The organism is Paenibacillus sp. sgz302164 (genome assembly GCF_056120505.1).
Genome location: NZ_JBVYOL010000056.1, coordinates 1 through 17,235 on the forward strand (window position 1 = coordinate 1; position 17,235 = coordinate 17,235).

Here is a 17,235-nt window from a genome sequence, read left to right on the forward strand (position 1 = left end):
CGGTCCACGGAGCTGCGGCTGAGCCGCTCAGCTCCTTGAGCAGCGATACCACCTGCTTCAAGGTATCGGCCGACGGGTGCGCCGGCTGCTCCTGAAGCAGCGTTTCCGCCTGCTGCATGAGTCGCTCCAGCACTTGTCCCGCGGGCGGCCCCGAAATAACCTGCCGCAGGGCGGCGACCGTTTCCTGCGTAAGAGGAAGCCCGCGCTTGTAGGCCAGAACGGCCGCCTGCGTCCACTCTTCTTTGCCAACACCCTCGGGAACCTGGCTCAGCAGCGAAGCAAAAGAGCGCACCGTTTCTTTCGTCAATGGAACGCCTTCCTGCTGAATTTGCTGTACCATTTGCCGGTTCGCGGCATTGTCTTTCAATGAAAAATTTTTCAGCAATTCATTCATCGATTCGTCGGTAATTTGCACAACCGACGATGTGAGCGGTTTTAGCAAAATTTGCCCGCCGTTCGATTCCGGCTGAACTTGCAGCATCGTGACGTCGCCTTGCTTCAGAGGCGTCTCCAGCTTCGCGCGCACTTGTACGCCGCCGATATTAAGCAAAGCATCCTGCTCGCTTAGCAGCTGCAGTACAACGCCTTTAACGATTTGTCCCACTTTCAGCTCCAGCACTTTCGAATCCGACGCCTGCAAATCACCGACAAGACTGCGGATCAGTCCGCTGATATTCATTCCGATCACCTCATGCCATATAAATCCTTTGCCTTCTACTGAGTTCGCCTATCAGACTCTTATGTATAATATCGGCCCGAAGCCTTATTTTCTTTAAAAATCGATTAAAATAATTCCAATTCCATCTGCTCCGATTGCTGCTCGGCCTGCGCCATTACTTTGCGGATAAATAATTTGCGGTGAAGCGGCGCAGGCCCGTAACGCAGCAGCATTTCCCTGTGATGCTTCGTCGCATAGCCTTTATGTACGGCAATTCCGTATTCGGGATACTCCTTGTCCCAATCTGCGCACATCCGGTCCCGCGTTACTTTCGCTATGACGGAAGCCGCCGCGATGGACTGGCTGAGCGCATCTCCATGAATAATGGCCAGCTGCGGCGAATCGATGTCCACCTTTTCCGCATCGACCAGCAAAAAGTCCGGTTTGACGGACAGCCGTTCAACCGCTTGCTTCATGGCAAGTCTGGCGGCCTGCTTGATATTGATTTCCTCTATGACCGCTACGCTGACGACGCCGACGCCGACCGCAACAGCTTCCTCCATAATTCTCTCATACAAAGCGTCCCGCTTCTTCTCGGACAGCTTCTTGGAATCATCCACCTCTTCCAGCACATATCCGGCCGGCAAAATAACCGCCGCCGCAACGACATCTCCGAACAGGCACCCTCGGCCGACTTCATCGATTCCGGCGATTCGGGCATACCCCTGGTCCCACAGCTGCTTCTCATGTTCCAGCACTGGCCACAGCTCCTTTCCATCCCTCCATTATAAAGCATATTGGAAGAGACCGGCACAAAAATTAATAGAGCCACATGTTTCCATCCACCCCCACGGCTTCCGCCTACGATTTCGCTCCATATTTGCGCAAAAAGACAGCGCCTGAACAGGCGGCTGTCTTTGTAAACACGTTTGTTTTCCCGGGCACTAATACTTGCTCGCCTCCGGCCGTTTGACTTTGTCGGGAGCTTTGAAATAGATGCTGTTTAGAATTTGAACATCAGCCGTAAACTCATGCTCCATCTGCGGAAACCATTGCAGCTTCCAGTTTTTGAGTTGATCGTCCGTCATTATTTTTCGAAAATATTGCCCAAGGCCCAAAGCGTCCGCCTTTTCTTTTTGCATCTTTCGGATTAGGGCTTTCGCCTTTTCCTCGATCATTTTTTCCAGCTTTTGATCGATTTCCGCTTCCGAGACATGGTATCTGTTTTCCGAGACTACGACTTTCAGGCTAATATGCGTGGTCATGCGAGGAACCGATCCGTCCCAACTCGCACGGTGCCGAATGGATGCCTTTTTAACCAAAACGCTGCTGTGTTCGGAAATCTCAATCGTTCCGCCCGTATATTTCTTATGAAAAACGTTATAAACCAAAGTATCCTCAGGGGAAATTTCCCCTACGATCCGATCTTTCCGCATGATGGCGCTGCCTTCAAAGTTATACAGCGTGTCGGTACCCTTGCTCAGAATCGGAATGGCCATATCTTCGGTATAGGAATTGATGTCCCGGTATGCTTCCCATAAGCGCAGTATCGTATTATTCGGCGTCCAGCCGGCCTGTTCGCTGAAATAATCGTACGACGAAAGCTCGGGGTTGGCTTGGATATGATGGTGAATCACTTTATCGAAGTCTCCCCTGACAATGCCCAGCAATCCTTTGATCGAAATATCGTTGGCCTGCACGGCGTAATCGATAATATCCCCGATATCTTTCTGCGCCGTTTTCTCGCAAATTAAAAACAGCCGGATATGCAGTAAATCGATGCCTTTTTCAGCCTTGGTACGGATGTTGTCGACCGCTTTGTTGATCGTTGCCGAACTGCTTTCCAGGTATTGCGAACCTTTCTTCTCCGGGCTCGGAACTTGCAAAATGATTCTGTAATTTTGCTCCTTTTCCTTGCAAATTCCCATGACAACAGGCATGAGCCTTTTGTTAATATCTTTCATATCCCAGCAGCCGGTAAGGATCGCTCCCATGAAGCTCAAAAGCAGCGCCGCGCTAATGCATGAACGTGAGATCAAGCGGGACTCCTCCTATGCCGCAAACTCATCATCCACACGATCAGCGGGATAATGCCGATACTGTACAGGCAAAACAGCGTATTCCAGGACACCAGGAGCTCCAGCCGGTCGATGTTGGAAATTACCACGCTGAAACCATACGACAGCACGCCCAGCATGATCACCGCCAATCCCCGGCGTTCGGGCATGAACAATTTTTGCACCAGCCTGCTCAGCATCCATAAGGAAAGCGCACCTTCCGCCATAGAAACCGCAATCATCGATATGACAAAAAAAGTAGGCAGCCAGTCGAATACAACCCACTCGTTATCTACCGTATCCGAAGTCAGCACGTTCGGGTAACGAAAATAGACGATCGATTCCTGTCCGAAAATGAGCATAGGCAAGTAAACGGAAGCGATTCCGAATGTAAAAAGAATGCCCAGCACAGCAACTACATGACGCAAAAGCAGCTTCTGCTTCAATTGGACGAATCCCAGAAACAAAAAGCCCGCATGAGCGAAAAGACTCGCATAAAATTCGGGCCGGCGAACAAAAGTCATCCGTGTATCCAGCAGAGGATAAATGTTGTTGAAATCGAAATTATTATAGCCGCTGATCAGCGAAAACAAAATTAACGGGAGCACGCAAATGAACAGCGTCACCGCCCCCCTTGAAACGGCCTCGATACCTTTCCACCCGGCATAAAACGGAATCGCATACAGCAGTAAAATGAAGACCATCGGGGTTTTCGGAAGCAGCAGCGCGCTGACCGACTCAAACTCGTAGCGGTGAATTAAATTGAAGCTTACGAACAAAAAGACGATAAAAGGAAACAGAATGACCCGCGTCATCCATTTCCCTGAAACGCCTCTGCAAATATCCACAATATCTTGACCCGGATAAGCCGACAGTCCCTTGAGGTACATGCACATAAACAGCAATTCCACAAGAAAACCGGCAGCGACCGGTTCCCATTGCCCTTTTGGCGCGGCCTCGATAATTTTTACCGGGTATACATAGAAATACATCGATATATGGACAATGAAAAATAAAGTTAACGCCAGATACTTGTTCATTCCGATTTACCTCTTTTTGTTGTCAGACTCAAATAGGGAACTCCAAACGCCGAAACGCCGCCCAAATAAAAGCAAAACAATACGAGAGCGGACATCAGGCCAAGTATTCCGTAGAGCGCGCTGAGTGCAATGACGACATACTTATATAAACGTATGGAAACCGTGTTCATGTAAGTGCCCATCGTAAAATGGGCTATCGTTGAAGCCGCTACGATAATAACTAGAAAATAGCTGACCAATCTCGCCTGCACGACCGCTTGTCCGAGGATGATCCCGCCGATCATCGTAATGGTCGGGCCGATGCTTCTGGGCAGGCGGACGCTGGCCTCGATAACCATTTCCATGACAAACAGCATCAACATCAATTCGACCAGAACCGGGTAAGGAACGCCTTCCCGCGAGTTGGTGATCGATACCGCCAGCTGAATGCGCAGCAGTTCGGGATTGACGGCGTTGAGGACGATATACAGACCGGGCATAGAAATAGCTACGATCAGACTGATAACGCGAATCATCCGGTATAAATACATAAAAAGACGGGGCTGATCCTGATCTGTCTTCACTACCCAAAAATCCGATATGATCGACGGAAACGCGATGGAGAACGGAAATTGATCGAGGAAAATAACGACTCGGCCATCCATCAGATTGTACTTGGTCGTCGATGGAAGCTCGGAAGTCAAGTAAGTGGGCACAATGCTGAAACTGGGCTGCTTGAGCGCTTTCAGCAATCCTTGCACATCGGCCACGTCCATTTTCCTGTTCTCATGCAAGTACTCGCTTATTAGATTGACGACATTCGGATCGGCCCGGTCTTCCAAGTACAGCACCGCCACTTGTCGCGGAATCGAAGCCCCCAGGGTGAACGTACGGACGGTCAGTTCTTTGGTTCTCATTTTTGTCCGGATCAGACTTATATTGATATTCATATTTTCCGTAAAAGCGTCGAGCGCCGACTGAATCGGATTTTCCGTCTCGGCTGCCGTAATGTTTCGGCCCGTTCGATTGGGGGTCGTATTGACCAGTATATTCTCATATCCGACCTGAGGAAATATGACCAGCATGCCGAGCAGCACGGACTCGACGAGCTCTGCCAAAGTAACGTCCACTCTGGACAAATGGGAGCGCGCGATTTGCTCCATCGGATCGTCGGCCATTTCCATATCGGGCAAACCGACCCGTAACAAGTCGATCGTGTTTTCATAATTGACCAGCGTCTCTAAATAACAGACGTGTAGGCTTGTGTTGAACAGCACGGCTTCTGCAAACACAAAATCGGCATTGTTTTCAAATTGCTGCTGAATATAGGCTTGTTTTTCGAACCTGCTCGTCGTATTCATATCTCCCACCTCGCCTTTATATTGTGAATTTTTCCAGGTTAGTATGCGAGACGGCGCAAACAGGAACGGCAAAAAGAAAAGAGACAACGCCCCCTGCGGCCAGGGATTGCTGCCTCTTTTTGCAAATATTTTTTTATCGCGTTATGTTTGTCTACACTTCCTCCGGCTTTTCCAGGCTGATGCGCCCGAGCTTGCCGGCCCGAAGATCCCGGATAATGATCAGAGATGCTTTGTCCAGATCCACTTTCCCGCCGCTCACGATTGCTCCGCGCTTACGTCCGACCGCTTCCATCACCTTAACGACCTCATTCGGGTCATCCAGATCGTCCGGCAGTTCGGAAATTCCGAAACGTTCCTGCAGGGCGTTCCCGTAGTGCTTCACCATATATTTGATGACGAAAAAAGCGATCTCATCCATATGCAGCAGTTCCTCTTTGATCGCTCCGGTTGCAGCCAGCCTCAATCCGACCATTTGATCTTCGAACTTTGGCCATAATATCCCCGGAGTATCGAGGAGATCCATTTCCGTGCCGACTTTGATCCATTGCTGCCCTTTCGTGACGCCGGGCTTGTCTCCGGTCGCCGCGATCTTTTTACCGGCCAGTTGATTGATCAGCGTCGATTTGCCTACATTGGGAATGCCTACGATTAGCGCGCGCACGGCCCGCGGGTTAATGCCTTTGCGGAGCTGCGCTTCGATTTTATGCGCCCACAATTCTTTGGCCCGCGGTAAAATTTGATTGACCTGCGTGCCGGTTGCCGCATCAATCGGCAATGCTTTCAAGCCCTGATCGGCAAAATAGCGAACCCACTCCGCCGTTGCCTGCGGGTCCGCCAAGTCCTGCTTGTTCAGCAGCACCATTCTTGGCTTGCCTTTCAATATTTCATCCACCATCGGGTTCCGGCTGGAGAGCGGAATGCGGGCGTCCAAAAGCTCGATGACGACATCGATCAGCTTGAGCTTATCCTCGATTTGCCTTCGGGCCTTGGTCATATGGCCGGGAAACCATTGTATGGTCATAATGTCACCTCAAAAATGTATAAAGCTGATTTTGTTTAGCGGCCAGAAGATGACCTCCGCACGGCCTACCACTTTTTCGAACGGCACAAAGCCTACGGACGGGTCGCGGCTGTCTTTGCTGTTGGAACGGTTGTCGCCCATGGCGAACAACTCGTTATCCGGCACTTTTTGCTCGGAGAAGTTCGACAAGTGATTGTACAAACGCCCTTCTTTCTGCGCCTGCGCTATCGCTTCTTTCAAATAGGGTTGATCGATTTCTTGGCTGTTAATGTACACTTTGTCGCCCTCAACCTTGACGGTTTCCCCCGGCAGCGCAATGACGCGCTTAATGTAATCTTTGCCTTCCGGAGCGTGGAAAACGATAACTTCGCCGCGTTTCGGCGCACGAATGTCATAAATGAGCTTGTTCACAATCAGCCTTTCACCCGTCAAAAAGTTCGGACGCATCGAGTCCCCGTCGACGATAAAGGGGGAAAATAAAAACCAACGAATAACAATGACCAGCACGCCGGCAATCGCCAGCGCTTTGATCCATTCCCAAGCTTCGTTTTTGGCCGATTTGGTTTCAGCCGGCGCCGCCTGCTGCTCTATGTAGGGCTTTTCTTGGTCTCTCTGTTCCATTACTGTGTGCCTCATTTCAGTTTTGGGTATGTAAGTGTCCGAGAAAACGAAAGGGAGACTTGCCTGAACAAGCCCCCCCGGTGTCTTATCGAATTTCTTTAATTCTCGCTGCTTTACCGCGAAGACCACGCAGATAATAAAGTTTCGCGCGACGAACTTTACCACGGCGAGCCACTTCAATCTTGTCAATCTTCGGAGAATGGAATGGGAACGTTCTTTCCACACCTACACCGTAAGAAATTTTGCGAACAGTAAACGTTTCGCTGATTCCGCCGCCGCGGCGTTTAATTACAACACCTTCGAACAGCTGAATACGCTCACGCGAACCCTCGATAACTTTTACGTGTACTTTCAGTGTGTCTCCTGGACGGAAATTAGGAATATCCGTACGGAGTTGCTCCTTCGTAATCTCTTGGATCAGATTCATAGTTGACTCCCTCCTTCCACACAGGTGTTCATGCCGCTCGTCCAATGTTGTCATTCTCAGTTGCTATGCGTAGAGGACCACCAGATTCAAACAGGTAATATCTTATCATAATACTATATGGTTTGACAAGATTTTTTTAGATGATTGCCCGCTTTACTGAACTTTATTATCGGGGGTTCAAATAAAGCAGCAAAGCTTGCGGACATATGTACATGCTAGTGTTGACCACAAATGTTGAAAATAACCGTATCTCAACGATAGATCGGAACGCTAGCTGCTCGGCCAAACGAAGGTCGATTACACCTATATTTATCCAAAATTCAGCATGCTAACATGGAGTTGCGTTCATATCCGAAGAAAGGAATGCGAAATAACAGGCGTGTCAAGCCAATCATTTCATTTATGAAAGGATGATCATTCATGAAGAAAAAGGTATTTGCCGCACTTTCAATCGCTGCATCGGTATGTTTAGCCGCATTGCCCGTCAACGCCGCAGGGTACAAGTATTTTGAGTTAAATTCGCGACTCGACAAACTGTACTATCAAACCAATTTCATCCCGGGTTCGCATGCTCAGGTCAGTGTAGCTAACGGCGGGTTTTATCACCAGTATGAAAGCGATATCAATTACATTCTTTATGACGGTATCGGAAACGTGCTTGCAAGCAACACTTTAATCCCGTATTACGATTACATCAATGATATAAGATCGGGCGAATCCGGCTTTGGAGGCGAATTCAACACCACTACAGGCGGTTTCCAACTGTATGTGGAATGTGTAAGTTCATCCAGCTGCTATGCCGAAAACTGGCTGGATGTAACGGACTAATAGCAATCGAGGCTGTCCCGCGAGCGGCTTTTAGCAGCCGAACGGTCAGCCTCTTCTTTTTGATCGGCAAAGCCGTGCGCAGCCCTGGAGAGTGCCAGAGACGCGGCTTACGCTTACCCCCTCGGCTTCGGACTCCGACGATGTTTGGTGGGCGTTCCGCCGGCTACTTTTGCTCTTGTTCCCGGTTCCATTCTTCCGCCCACACCCGTTCTTCCTTGGAAAGCTCCCGGCCTTCCAGCAAATCCGGGCGCCGCTCCAGCGTGCGCAGCAGCGACTGTTTTCTGCGCCAGCGGTCCACATTCTCGTGATGACCGGATAGCAGAATGTCGGGCACTTCCCACTCCCGGAACTTGGCGGGCCTGGTGTAATGCGGATATTCGAGAAGTCCCGTGCTGAAGGAGTCGGTCACCGCAGACATTTCATTGCCGAGCACGCCGGGGAGAAGCCTGACTACGCTGTCTATAACGACCATTGCCGGCAGTTCGCCGCCTGTCAGCACATAATCGCCTATGGAGAGCTCGTCCGTCACCAAGTACTGCCTGATCCGCTCATCATATCCTTCATAATGCCCGCAAATGAAAACAAGATGTCCTTCGCCTGACAGCTCCTCCGCTTTCTTTTGCGTGAATGGCGCCCCCTGCGGGCACATCAGAATCACTCTTGGCTTCGCCGCCTCCTCGCCCTGCCGATCTTCGCGATCGCTATCACGGCGGGCTGCCAGATCCTCAACTGCAGCAAAGATCGGCTCCGGCTTCAGCACCATTCCGCCGCCGCCGCCGTAAGGCGTGTCATCGACAGTGTTATGCTTATTGTTCGAATACTCGCGAAAATTGACTGTGTTCAATGAAACAATGCCTTTATCGCGGGCTTTTCCCAATATGCTGGACGAGAATACGCCTTGAAACATCTCGGGAAACAGCGTCAATACGTCGATTCTCATTCCAGCAGCCCTTCCATCAAATGAATCCGAATCGTCTTATTCGGCACATCCACGTTCAGGATAACTTCATCAATAACCGGAAGAAGCAGCTGTCTTCCTTTGGGCAAAGCAACGACCCAGACATCGTTTGCGCCGGGCGTCAGCACTTCCGAGATCGTCCCCAGCTCTTCTCCCTCTTCCGTCACGACCTTGCATCCGATAATTTGGTGATAATAGTACTCGCCTTCTTCCAAAGTCTGCTGATACTTTTCTTCGACTTTCAAAAGCGAGCCTTTAAACTTCTCGACTTCATTGATGTTCGCAAATTGCGCGAACTGGACAATGTACATGTTTTTATGTAAGCGGGACGATTGCACCGTCACCGGCGTTTGCTTATTTTGGGAATCTACGATAATCAGGGCGCTGCCTTTGTCAAAACGCTCCGGAAAATCGGTCTCGGACACAATTTTCAATTCGCCGCGAATGCCGTGGGTGTTGACGATTTTGCCTACGGTAAACAGTTTTTCACTCATACCTGTATGTTCCAACCTCCAAAAGTTGATCCCCGGAAGCCTCGAACCGAACCTTGAAATCGGGCTCAGGACGCTCAGCGCGGGGTGCATTACAATACAAGAAAAAGGTTAGGAACCAATCTCCTAACCCTGTTTCTTATGATACGATTTCTACAGCTACACGTTTGCTTTCTTTCACAGCTGCTGACGTGACAACGGTGCGGAGCGACTTGGCAATCTTGCCCTGCTTGCCGATCACTTTGCCGACATCGTCGGGATGAACGGACAACCGGTACTCGATCTTGTCTTCCTTCTCCACCACGCTGACACGCACTTCTTCCGGATGATCAACAAGAGCCTTAGCAATAACAGTGATAAGATCCTTCATGAACCCACCCTCCGAAAGCTACAGATTACTTCTGTTGTCTCAGCTCGTGAAATTTAGTCATCAGACCTGCTTTGCTGAACAGACTGCGAACCGTGTCGGAAGGCTGAGCTCCTGTTTGAAGCCATTTCAGCGCTTTCTCTTCATCAATAGTCACAACCGCAGGTTGAGCTACCGGATTGTAGATACCGATTTCCTCGATAAAACGACCGTCACGAGGGGAACGGGAATCCGATACCACCACACGGTAAAAAGGAGCTTTGTGAGCACCCATACGTTTCAGACGAATACGTACTGCCATGAAAAATCACCTCCTACTCAAAGTAATCTCAAAAACTTCTCTGTATCAAAACGGGAACTTAAAGCCTTTCCCCTTGCCCAGCTTTTTCAGGCTTTTGGCCCCTTTCGGCCCCATCATGCCGGAAAACTGCTTCATCATTTTGCGCATGTCCTCAAACTGCTTGATGAACCGGTTGACCTCCTGGATCGAGTTGCCGCTCCCCAAAGCGATCCGCTTGCGGCGGTTCGCATTCAGCAGTTCCGGCTTGCTCTTCTCATCCTTGGTCATCGATTTCACAATCGCCTCGATCCGGGCCATCTGCTTGTCGTCGACCTTGAGATCTTTCATCCCCTTGATCTTGCCCGCCCCTGGCAGCATCTCCAAAATCTGATCAAGCGGACCGAGCTTCTTGACCTGCTCCATCTGATCGAGAAAATCGTCGAAGGTGAATTCGGCGTTGCGCATTTTGCGCTCCATCTCTTTCGCCTTCTCCATGTCGATGCCGGCCTGCGCCTTCTCGATCAGCGTCAGCATGTCGCCCATGCCGAGAATCCGCGAGGCCATCCGGTCCGGGAAGAACGGCTCCAGCGCGTCCATCTTCTCGCCCATCGCGGCGAACTTGATCGGACAGCCGGTCACCGCTTTAACCGATAGCGCCGCACCGCCGCGCGTATCGCCGTCCAGTTTCGTCAGCACGACACCGGTCAGCTCCAACTGCTGGTGAAAGCTTTCCGCCACATTGACGGCATCCTGACCGGTCATCGCATCGACGACGAGAAGAATTTCGTCCGGCTGCACGGCTGCACGCACATTCTTCAGCTCGTCCATCAAGTTCTCGTCGATATGTAAACGTCCGGCCGTATCGATAATCACATAATCGTTGCCGTTATCCTTGGCATGCTGCAGGCCCGCTTTGGCAATCTCGACGGGGCTCACCTTGTCGCCCATGGCGAACACGGGAACTTGGAGCTGCTCGCCGAGCACTTCAAGCTGCTTGATCGCCGCCGGGCGGTAAATATCGCACGCTACGAGCAGCGGCCTGTGATTTTGCTTTTGCAGCAGTTTGGCCAGCTTGCCCGAGGAAGTCGTTTTACCGGCGCCTTGCAGACCGGCCATCATAATGACCGTCGGAGGTCGGTTCGAGCGGGCCAATTTGCTCTGCGTGCCGCCCATGAGCGCGGTCAGCTCTTTGTTTACGATATCGATGACAACCATGCCCGGTGTGAAAGATTTCATCACTTCCTGGCCGACCGCCTGTTCCTTCACCTTGGCGATGAAGTCTTTGACCACTTTAAAGTTGACGTCCGCTTCCAGCAGCGCCAGTCTTACTTCGCGAAGCGCTTCGCCCACATCTTCTTCCGATAGCTTGCCTTTGCTTCTCAACTTGCCGAACACATTCTGCAGCCGGTTTGCCAATCCTTCAAATGCCACGCGCTTCACCTCCTGCTTCTATTCAATCCATCCCGATCATTGTATCAAAAAGCGAGCTTGTTTTCCTCTTCAGCTCGGGCTCGCACTCGTTCAGCAATTGCGCAAGCTCGTCACGCAGCTTCATACGCTGTTCATGCTTATGCAGCAGCTTGAGCTTGTCTTCGTAATCGACAAGCGTCTGCTCCGCCCGTTTAATATGCTCATAAACCGCCTGGCGGCTAATGTCGAAATTCTCGGCGATCTCTCCGAGCGAGTAGTCGTCATGAAAATAAAGCTTGAGAAACGTTCGCTGCTTCTCCGTCAGCAAGGGCTCGTAAAAATCAAACAGCAGATTGATTCGGTTCGTCTTCTCCAGCATTTGATCCACGGGCACTTGAAACACCTCCGTAAAGGTCGAATACTTGACAGCAGCAACTTGCAGAACCTATCATACTCAATTCCGAAACCAATGTCAAGCATTTTACCTTGTCAGGCTGCAGCACAGCAAAAATCCCCCGCAGGCCGTTACGGCCCAGCGAAGGATTTGCTTCCGATCGTCAGCTTTCCACTTCTTCCTTCCGCTCGTTTATCCATTTGCCGAACAGCGCATGCACGAACTGCTCCGAATCGAAAGGCTGCAGATCGTCCATCTTTTCTCCGAGTCCGACAAACTTCACCGGCAGCGACAGCTCCTGCCTGATCGCGACGACGATGCCGCCTTTGGCCGTGCCGTCGAGCTTGGAAAGCACAAGCCCGGTCAAGCCGGTCTTGTCGCCGAACAGCTTCGCCTGGCTCAGCGCGTTCTGGCCTGTCGTCGCATCCAGCACGAGAATGACTTCGTGCGGGGCATCCGGAATTTCCCGCTGAATAACGCGATAAATTTTGTTCAGCTCTTCCATCAGATTCACTTTATTTTGCAAGCGTCCGGCCGTATCGCACAGCAAAATATCGACGCCGCGGGTCTTCGCCGCCTGCACGGCATCGTACATAACCGCGGCCGGATCGGCGCCGGATTGCTGCTTGATCACGTCAACGCCGACGCGCTGTCCCCACGTTTCGAGCTGTTCGATCGCCCCCGCGCGGAACGTATCGCCGGCGGCCATCAGCACCTTTTTCCCCTGAGATTTGAACATGTGCGCCATTTTGCCGATCGTCGTCGTCTTGCCGACGCCGTTCACACCGACGAACAAAATGACCGACAGCCCGTTCGGATTCAGGTTCAACCCCGTACCCGAGTCGCCTTTCAGCAGCTCGATCAATTTTTCCGACAAAATCGGCTGCAGCTCGCTCGGATCTTCGATTTTGCGCTTTTTCACCTCGGTGCGGAGTTCGTCGATCAGCTTGAGCACGGTATTGACACCGACATCGGCGCCGATCAATATTTCTTCAAGCTCCTCATAAAACTCTTCGTCGATTTTTTTCCGGCGGCTGAACAAATCGTCTACCCGCTCGACAAAAGCGTCTCTCGTCTTCGACAGACCTTCCTTGAACTTGTTCGTCACCGCTTCCGCTTTGCTGGAAATGCTCTCTTTTAAACGTTTGAAAAAACTCATGATCTCACCTGGCTCCCCACTTGATCTATATATTCACTTAAGCCGAAAAGGCCGGCTCGTCGTCTTCCAGACGGACGGAGACAAGCTTGGATACGCCGCCTTCCTGCATCGTCACGCCGTACAGCACGTCAGCTTCTTCCATCGTCCCTTTGCGGTGCGTAACGACGATAAACTGCGTCATTTCGGAGAATTCACGCAAATATTCGGCAAAACGGGACACATTCGCTTCGTCGAGCGCCGCTTCGACCTCATCGAGCACGCAGAAAGGCACTGGCTTGACGCGTATGATCGAGAACAGCAGCGCAATCGCCGTTAGCGCCCGCTCCCCGCCGGAGAGAAGCTGAAGGTTTTGCAGCTTTTTGCCCGGCGGCTGGGCCACGATTTCGATGCCTGTATCGAGCAGATTGTCCGGCTCCGACAAAATCAGGTCCGCGCGGCCGCCGCCGAACAGCTTGGCGAACACAACGACAAAATGCGAGCGAATCTCGTCAAACGTCGTTTTGAACCGTTTGGACATCTCCTGATCCATTTCGCGGATCACCTGGTACAGCGTAGTTTTCGCTTCGATCAGATCGTTTTTTTGCCCGTTCAGAAAATCGTAGCGTTCCGAAACGCGGGCAAATTCCTCAATGGCACCGAGGTTGACATCACCAAGCGCGGCAATTTCCCGCTTCAGCTCGCGCACCTTGCTTTGGGTGCCAATCACGTCCTCGGGAACCGGATAGCGCTCTTTGGCCAACTCGTAGCTCAGCTCGTATTCTTCGGCCAGCTTCTTGAGCAAGTTCTCAAGCTCTACGTCCAGGCGGTTTACCCGCACTTCCGTCTGGCGCAGCTGCTCTTCCACCTGCTTCAGCTGCGCGCGCTGCGTACGGGTTTCGTTCTCCTCCTGCTCCAGCTTCTGGAGCCAGTCCGCCCGTTCGGCGCGTTTGAAATCAATCTGCTCCGCGCACTGCTGCTTCCGCAGCTTCAGATCGTTGAGCAGCTCGATTTGCAGCACGGTTTCCCGATCCAGGGCCACGATCTCGCCTTCCAACTGCTCAAGCAGCTGCCTGTTAGTCGCCATCTCCTGGACGGCACCGGCAAGGTCCTGCTGCAAGCGCCTCTGCTGGTCCTGGAGCGACTGCTTTTCCTGCGAAATCGAAGCGACTTTCACCTTCAGATCGGTAAGCTGCGTCTGCAGCTCCTCCTTTTGCGATTCGCTCGCTTTGCGCGTAATTTCCGCGTCGCGAATCGCCTGATGCAGCGATGCTTCTTCCTGCTGCAATTCGGCGAGCGCCTGCTCCGCTTCCGTTTTCTTCCGCGTAAAGTCGGCCTGCTCCGCCAGCAGCGTATCCCTGTCCTGGCTGCCGTGCGAAAGCTGCTCTTCCACCGTGCGGCTCTCCGCCTCCAGAGGGTTCAGCTCGGCCAGCATTTGCTGCTCGGCAATCCGCAGTTGTTCGCCCGTTTGGCGCAGCTGTTCCATATTCATCATATCGTCCGTAATTTCCCGCTTCATTACGCTCGTCTTGTCGCGAAGCGCAGCAAGCTGGCTTTCGGAAGTGCGGATCTCCTGATCGAGCTCTTCGATTTGCCGCTGGCGGCCAAGCAGGTTGGTCGTTTTCTTTTGCAAACTCCCCCCCGTCATCGAACCGCCCGGATTGACAATATCGCCTTCCAGCGTGACGACGCGGTAGCGGTACTGCCCTTTGGCGGCGATATGGTTCGCATCTTCAAGGCTTTGGGCTACGATAACATTTCCCAGCAAGCTGGAAAAAATATTTTGATATATAGGATCAAATTCGACCAGATTGACGGCCAGTCCGACAAAGCCTTTGGCCGATTTCAAGGCGCCCATCTCGCTCTCCGGAATAGAACGCCCGCGGATGACATTCATCGGAAGGAACGTCGCACGGCCCATTTGGCGCCGCTTCAGGAAAGCAATCGCTTCCCGCCCGTTCTCTTCCGTTTCGACGACGATGTTTTGCAGCGCTCCCCCGAAGGCGGTCTCGATCGCGATTTCCACGTCGGCAGGCACTTTCACCAGCTCGGCGACCGCGCCGCGGATCCCGCGCAGGTCTTTGCGGTTTTTGGCCTTGAGCACTTCTTTGACGCCCTGCATGAAGCCGTCGTAGTCGTTCGCCATCTCCTTCATCGTATCGCGCCGGGAAGTGAGCGCATCGAGCTTCTGCTCCCATTTGCGCAGCATGCCCTGCGCTTCGTCAAGCAGGCCTTGCTTGCTCTTCAAATTTTGCGTCAAGCTGGCATAGCGGCTCCGAACCTCATCGATTTCCCGGACGGTTTGTTCCAGCTTCGCTGCAAGCTCCTGCTTGCGAAGCGCAATTTTCTCCCGCTGGTCCGCCCATTTTTGCCCTTCTTCGTCAAGCCTTTCCAGCCGGCGGCCGAGACTTTCCGTCTGCTGCTCGGCATAACGGATCTCATTGCGGGCCTGCGCCATCCGGTTGAGCGTTTCGAGCAGCTCGCCCTTCAACTGATCCTCGGGAGCCGAACTGATCCCCCCGTTCACGCCCAGCAGGCGCTCCTCTTCCGCGGATAGCTTCGCCTGAAACTCAAAAAGCTGTGCGCCGATCGCGATAATCTTCTCCCGCTGCTCGGCCAGCTCCGCTTCCTTGTCCGCTTTCCGCTGTTCCTGCAGCGCGATGGTGCCGGTAAGCTGCGCGCGGTTAGCGGCAAAGTTCCTTTTCCGCTCCTTCAGCACCTCGCCGTGGCCTTCGCATTTCTCAAACTCTTCGCTCAGCACGAGCAGGCTTTCCTGAAGCTTCTCCAGCTCTTCCTCCAGCCGGCGCGTTTCCCAGCGGTGCTTTTCCAGCTTCGCGTCATGCTGATTGACGACCGTGGACAGCTCCGTCTCTTCCGCTTGCAGCTTTTGCAGCTTTTGCTTCGCTTCGTTCCACGATACATAAATTTGATCGATCTGGTGCACGTACATCGAGATTTCGCTGCTTTTCAATTGCTCGCGCAGCTCCTTGTAGCGGATCGCCTTCTCCGACTGCTCGCGCAGCGGCTCAATCTGATCCTCCAGCTCGGACACGAGATCGTGTATGCGCAGCAAGTTTTGCTCCGTATCGTTCAGCTTCTTCTCGGCTTCGCGTTTGCGCGATTTATATTTGACAATCCCCGAGGCCTCTTCAAAAATACCGCGGCGATCTTCCGATTTCGTACTCAAAATTTCTTCAATCCGGCCTTGCCCGATAATCGAATACGCTTCCTTGCCGATTCCCGTATCCATGAACAGCTCGGTAATGTCCTTCAGACGGCACGGCTGCTTGTTGATCAAATATTCGCTTTCCCCGCTGCGGTGAACCCGTCTTGTAACCGTCACTTCGCTGAAATCGAGCGGCAAAGACTGCGAACCGTTATCCAGGGTCAGCGACACTTCGCCGTAATTGACCGCCCGCCGCGCATCGCTGCCTGCAAAGATGACGTCTTCCATCTTGCCGCCGCGCAAAGACTTCGCGCTCTGCTCGCCAAGAACCCAGCGGATACCGTCGGAAATGTTGCTTTTCCCGCTACCGTTCGGCCCTACCACCGCGGTAATTCCGCGGACGAATTCCAGCTCCGTCCTGTCTGCGAATGATTTGAACCCGGATAATTCAATCCGTTTTAAAAACATGGTCTCACCTCATGCCTTATTGTACCATATCCCTTATGAAAATAAGAGATCAACGTCGCCCATAAATGAGATAAATCACTTTGGAGATCTCTCAAAAATGGGCGACCCCTCACAACCGGGCCGATAGTATCGGCTGACTGGCCGGGCGGTCGGAAAAAGCCTGCAAAAATACATCTTTTTGCTCGTTGATACGCTGGCAACGAAGAATTCCTGCAAAAGTGCAGGCTTTTCATCGAACTTCGGAGCTTAGGGGCATTTTCAATCGGAAATTCCTGCACAATCGCAGGCTTTTCTCTAAAATGAACCCTTTTGGCGGAAAAAAACTGCATTTTCGCAGGTTTTTGCCGGTTCGGCCAGGCTCGGACTGCCGGGCCTTTTTCGCAACACGCACTGCGCGGTGTTGCGCCACAACCCGCGCCGGGAGAGCGCGTCTGTTCCTCTTCGGCCGGCGTCGGCAAAAAGGAGGGGTCTCCCCAATGTTGTCAGGTTAGTAGATTTTGGTATAGTAGAGGTAAACGATAGAAACGGATGATAGCGCGTGAAAAAAACGGAAAAACGGCCTTATCCCGTGTGC

The 17,235-nt window shown here is 52.2% G+C and carries 16 protein-coding genes and 1 pseudogene; 1 reads left to right on the plus strand and 16 read right to left on the minus strand.

Annotated elements, in window-relative coordinates; all coding sequences use genetic code 11:
- The 8 genes and pseudogenes from AC0LWT_RS38435 to rplS all read right to left on the minus strand — a co-directional run.
- Positions 1-679: pseudogene (locus AC0LWT_RS38435) on the minus strand (hypothetical protein); the annotation flags it as partial.
- Between the two features lie 104 nt (positions 680-783).
- The gene (gene rnhB, locus AC0LWT_RS38440) at positions 784-1,416 is read right to left on the minus strand and encodes a ribonuclease HII (RefSeq protein WP_474687231.1); all 633 of its coding nucleotides are present in this window, start codon (positions 1,414-1,416) and stop codon (positions 784-786) included.
- A 186-nt stretch (positions 1,417-1,602) separates the two neighbouring features.
- A complete protein-coding gene (locus tag AC0LWT_RS38445; protein WP_474687233.1) occupies positions 1,603-2,697 on the minus strand; it encodes a Ger(x)C family spore germination protein in 1,095 nt (364 codons plus the stop codon).
- Positions 2,694-3,755: a GerAB/ArcD/ProY family transporter gene (locus AC0LWT_RS38450; RefSeq protein WP_474687234.1), complete on the minus strand. Its 1,062-nt coding sequence runs from the start codon at positions 3,753-3,755 to the stop codon at positions 2,694-2,696. Before AC0LWT_RS38450 ends, AC0LWT_RS38445 begins: the two co-directional genes overlap by 4 nt.
- Positions 3,752-5,095, minus strand: a complete 1,344-nt coding sequence (locus AC0LWT_RS38455) for a spore germination protein (protein WP_474687235.1) — start codon at positions 5,093-5,095, stop codon at positions 3,752-3,754. The genes AC0LWT_RS38450 and AC0LWT_RS38455 overlap by 4 nt, the downstream gene beginning before the upstream one ends.
- A gap of 151 nt (positions 5,096-5,246) precedes the next feature.
- Positions 5,247-6,116 carry a ribosome biogenesis GTPase YlqF gene (gene ylqF / locus AC0LWT_RS38460; protein WP_474687237.1) on the minus strand — a complete coding sequence of 290 codons (870 nt, stop codon included), beginning with the start codon at positions 6,114-6,116 and terminating at the stop codon, positions 5,247-5,249.
- 9 nt (positions 6,117-6,125) lie between these two features.
- Positions 6,126-6,737 carry a signal peptidase I gene (gene lepB, locus AC0LWT_RS38465; protein ID WP_474687238.1) on the minus strand — a complete coding sequence of 204 codons (612 nt, stop codon included), beginning with the start codon at positions 6,735-6,737 and terminating at the stop codon, positions 6,126-6,128.
- Between the two features lie 85 nt (positions 6,738-6,822).
- Positions 6,823-7,164 carry a 50S ribosomal protein L19 gene (gene rplS / locus AC0LWT_RS38470; protein WP_379306380.1) on the minus strand — a complete coding sequence of 114 codons (342 nt, stop codon included), beginning with the start codon at positions 7,162-7,164 and terminating at the stop codon, positions 6,823-6,825.
- Between the two features lie 420 nt (positions 7,165-7,584).
- On the opposite strand from rplS, the gene AC0LWT_RS38475 reads away from it, so the two are divergent.
- Positions 7,585-7,992: a hypothetical protein gene (locus tag AC0LWT_RS38475; RefSeq protein WP_474687239.1), complete on the plus strand. Its 408-nt coding sequence runs from the start codon at positions 7,585-7,587 to the stop codon at positions 7,990-7,992.
- Between the two features lie 163 nt (positions 7,993-8,155).
- Here AC0LWT_RS38475 and trmD read toward each other — a convergent pair whose 3' ends face one another.
- From trmD to smc, 8 genes are all read right to left on the minus strand, one after another.
- A complete protein-coding gene (gene trmD / locus AC0LWT_RS38480; RefSeq protein ID WP_474687240.1) occupies positions 8,156-8,932 on the minus strand; it encodes a tRNA (guanosine(37)-N1)-methyltransferase TrmD in 777 nt (258 codons plus the stop codon).
- Positions 8,929-9,444 (minus strand): ribosome maturation factor RimM, encoded by a 516-nt coding sequence (gene rimM, locus AC0LWT_RS38485; RefSeq protein ID WP_474687242.1) that lies wholly within the window; start codon positions 9,442-9,444, stop codon positions 8,929-8,931. The genes trmD and rimM overlap by 4 nt, the downstream gene beginning before the upstream one ends.
- Before the next feature lie 136 nt (positions 9,445-9,580).
- On the minus strand, positions 9,581-9,811 hold the full coding sequence (locus AC0LWT_RS38490) for a KH domain-containing protein (RefSeq protein ID WP_474687243.1): 231 nt from the start codon (positions 9,809-9,811) through the stop codon (positions 9,581-9,583).
- A gap of 25 nt (positions 9,812-9,836) precedes the next feature.
- On the minus strand, positions 9,837-10,109 hold the full coding sequence (rpsP, locus tag AC0LWT_RS38495; RefSeq protein WP_474687245.1) for a 30S ribosomal protein S16: 273 nt from the start codon (positions 10,107-10,109) through the stop codon (positions 9,837-9,839).
- Between the two features lie 45 nt (positions 10,110-10,154).
- Positions 10,155-11,519 carry a signal recognition particle protein gene (ffh, locus tag AC0LWT_RS38500; RefSeq protein WP_474687247.1) on the minus strand — a complete coding sequence of 455 codons (1,365 nt, stop codon included), beginning with the start codon at positions 11,517-11,519 and terminating at the stop codon, positions 10,155-10,157.
- A 22-nt stretch (positions 11,520-11,541) separates the two neighbouring features.
- On the minus strand, positions 11,542-11,877 hold the full coding sequence (locus tag AC0LWT_RS38505) for a putative DNA-binding protein (protein ID WP_474687251.1): 336 nt from the start codon (positions 11,875-11,877) through the stop codon (positions 11,542-11,544).
- Between the two features lie 178 nt (positions 11,878-12,055).
- Complete coding sequence (ftsY, locus tag AC0LWT_RS38510) at positions 12,056-13,051, minus strand: signal recognition particle-docking protein FtsY (protein ID WP_474687248.1); 996 nt, start codon at positions 13,049-13,051, stop codon at positions 12,056-12,058.
- A 37-nt stretch (positions 13,052-13,088) separates the two neighbouring features.
- Entirely contained in the window at positions 13,089-16,661 is a 3,573-nt protein-coding gene (gene smc / locus AC0LWT_RS38515; protein ID WP_474687249.1) for a chromosome segregation protein SMC, read from the minus strand.
- Positions 16,662-17,235: the final 574 nt, after the last annotated feature.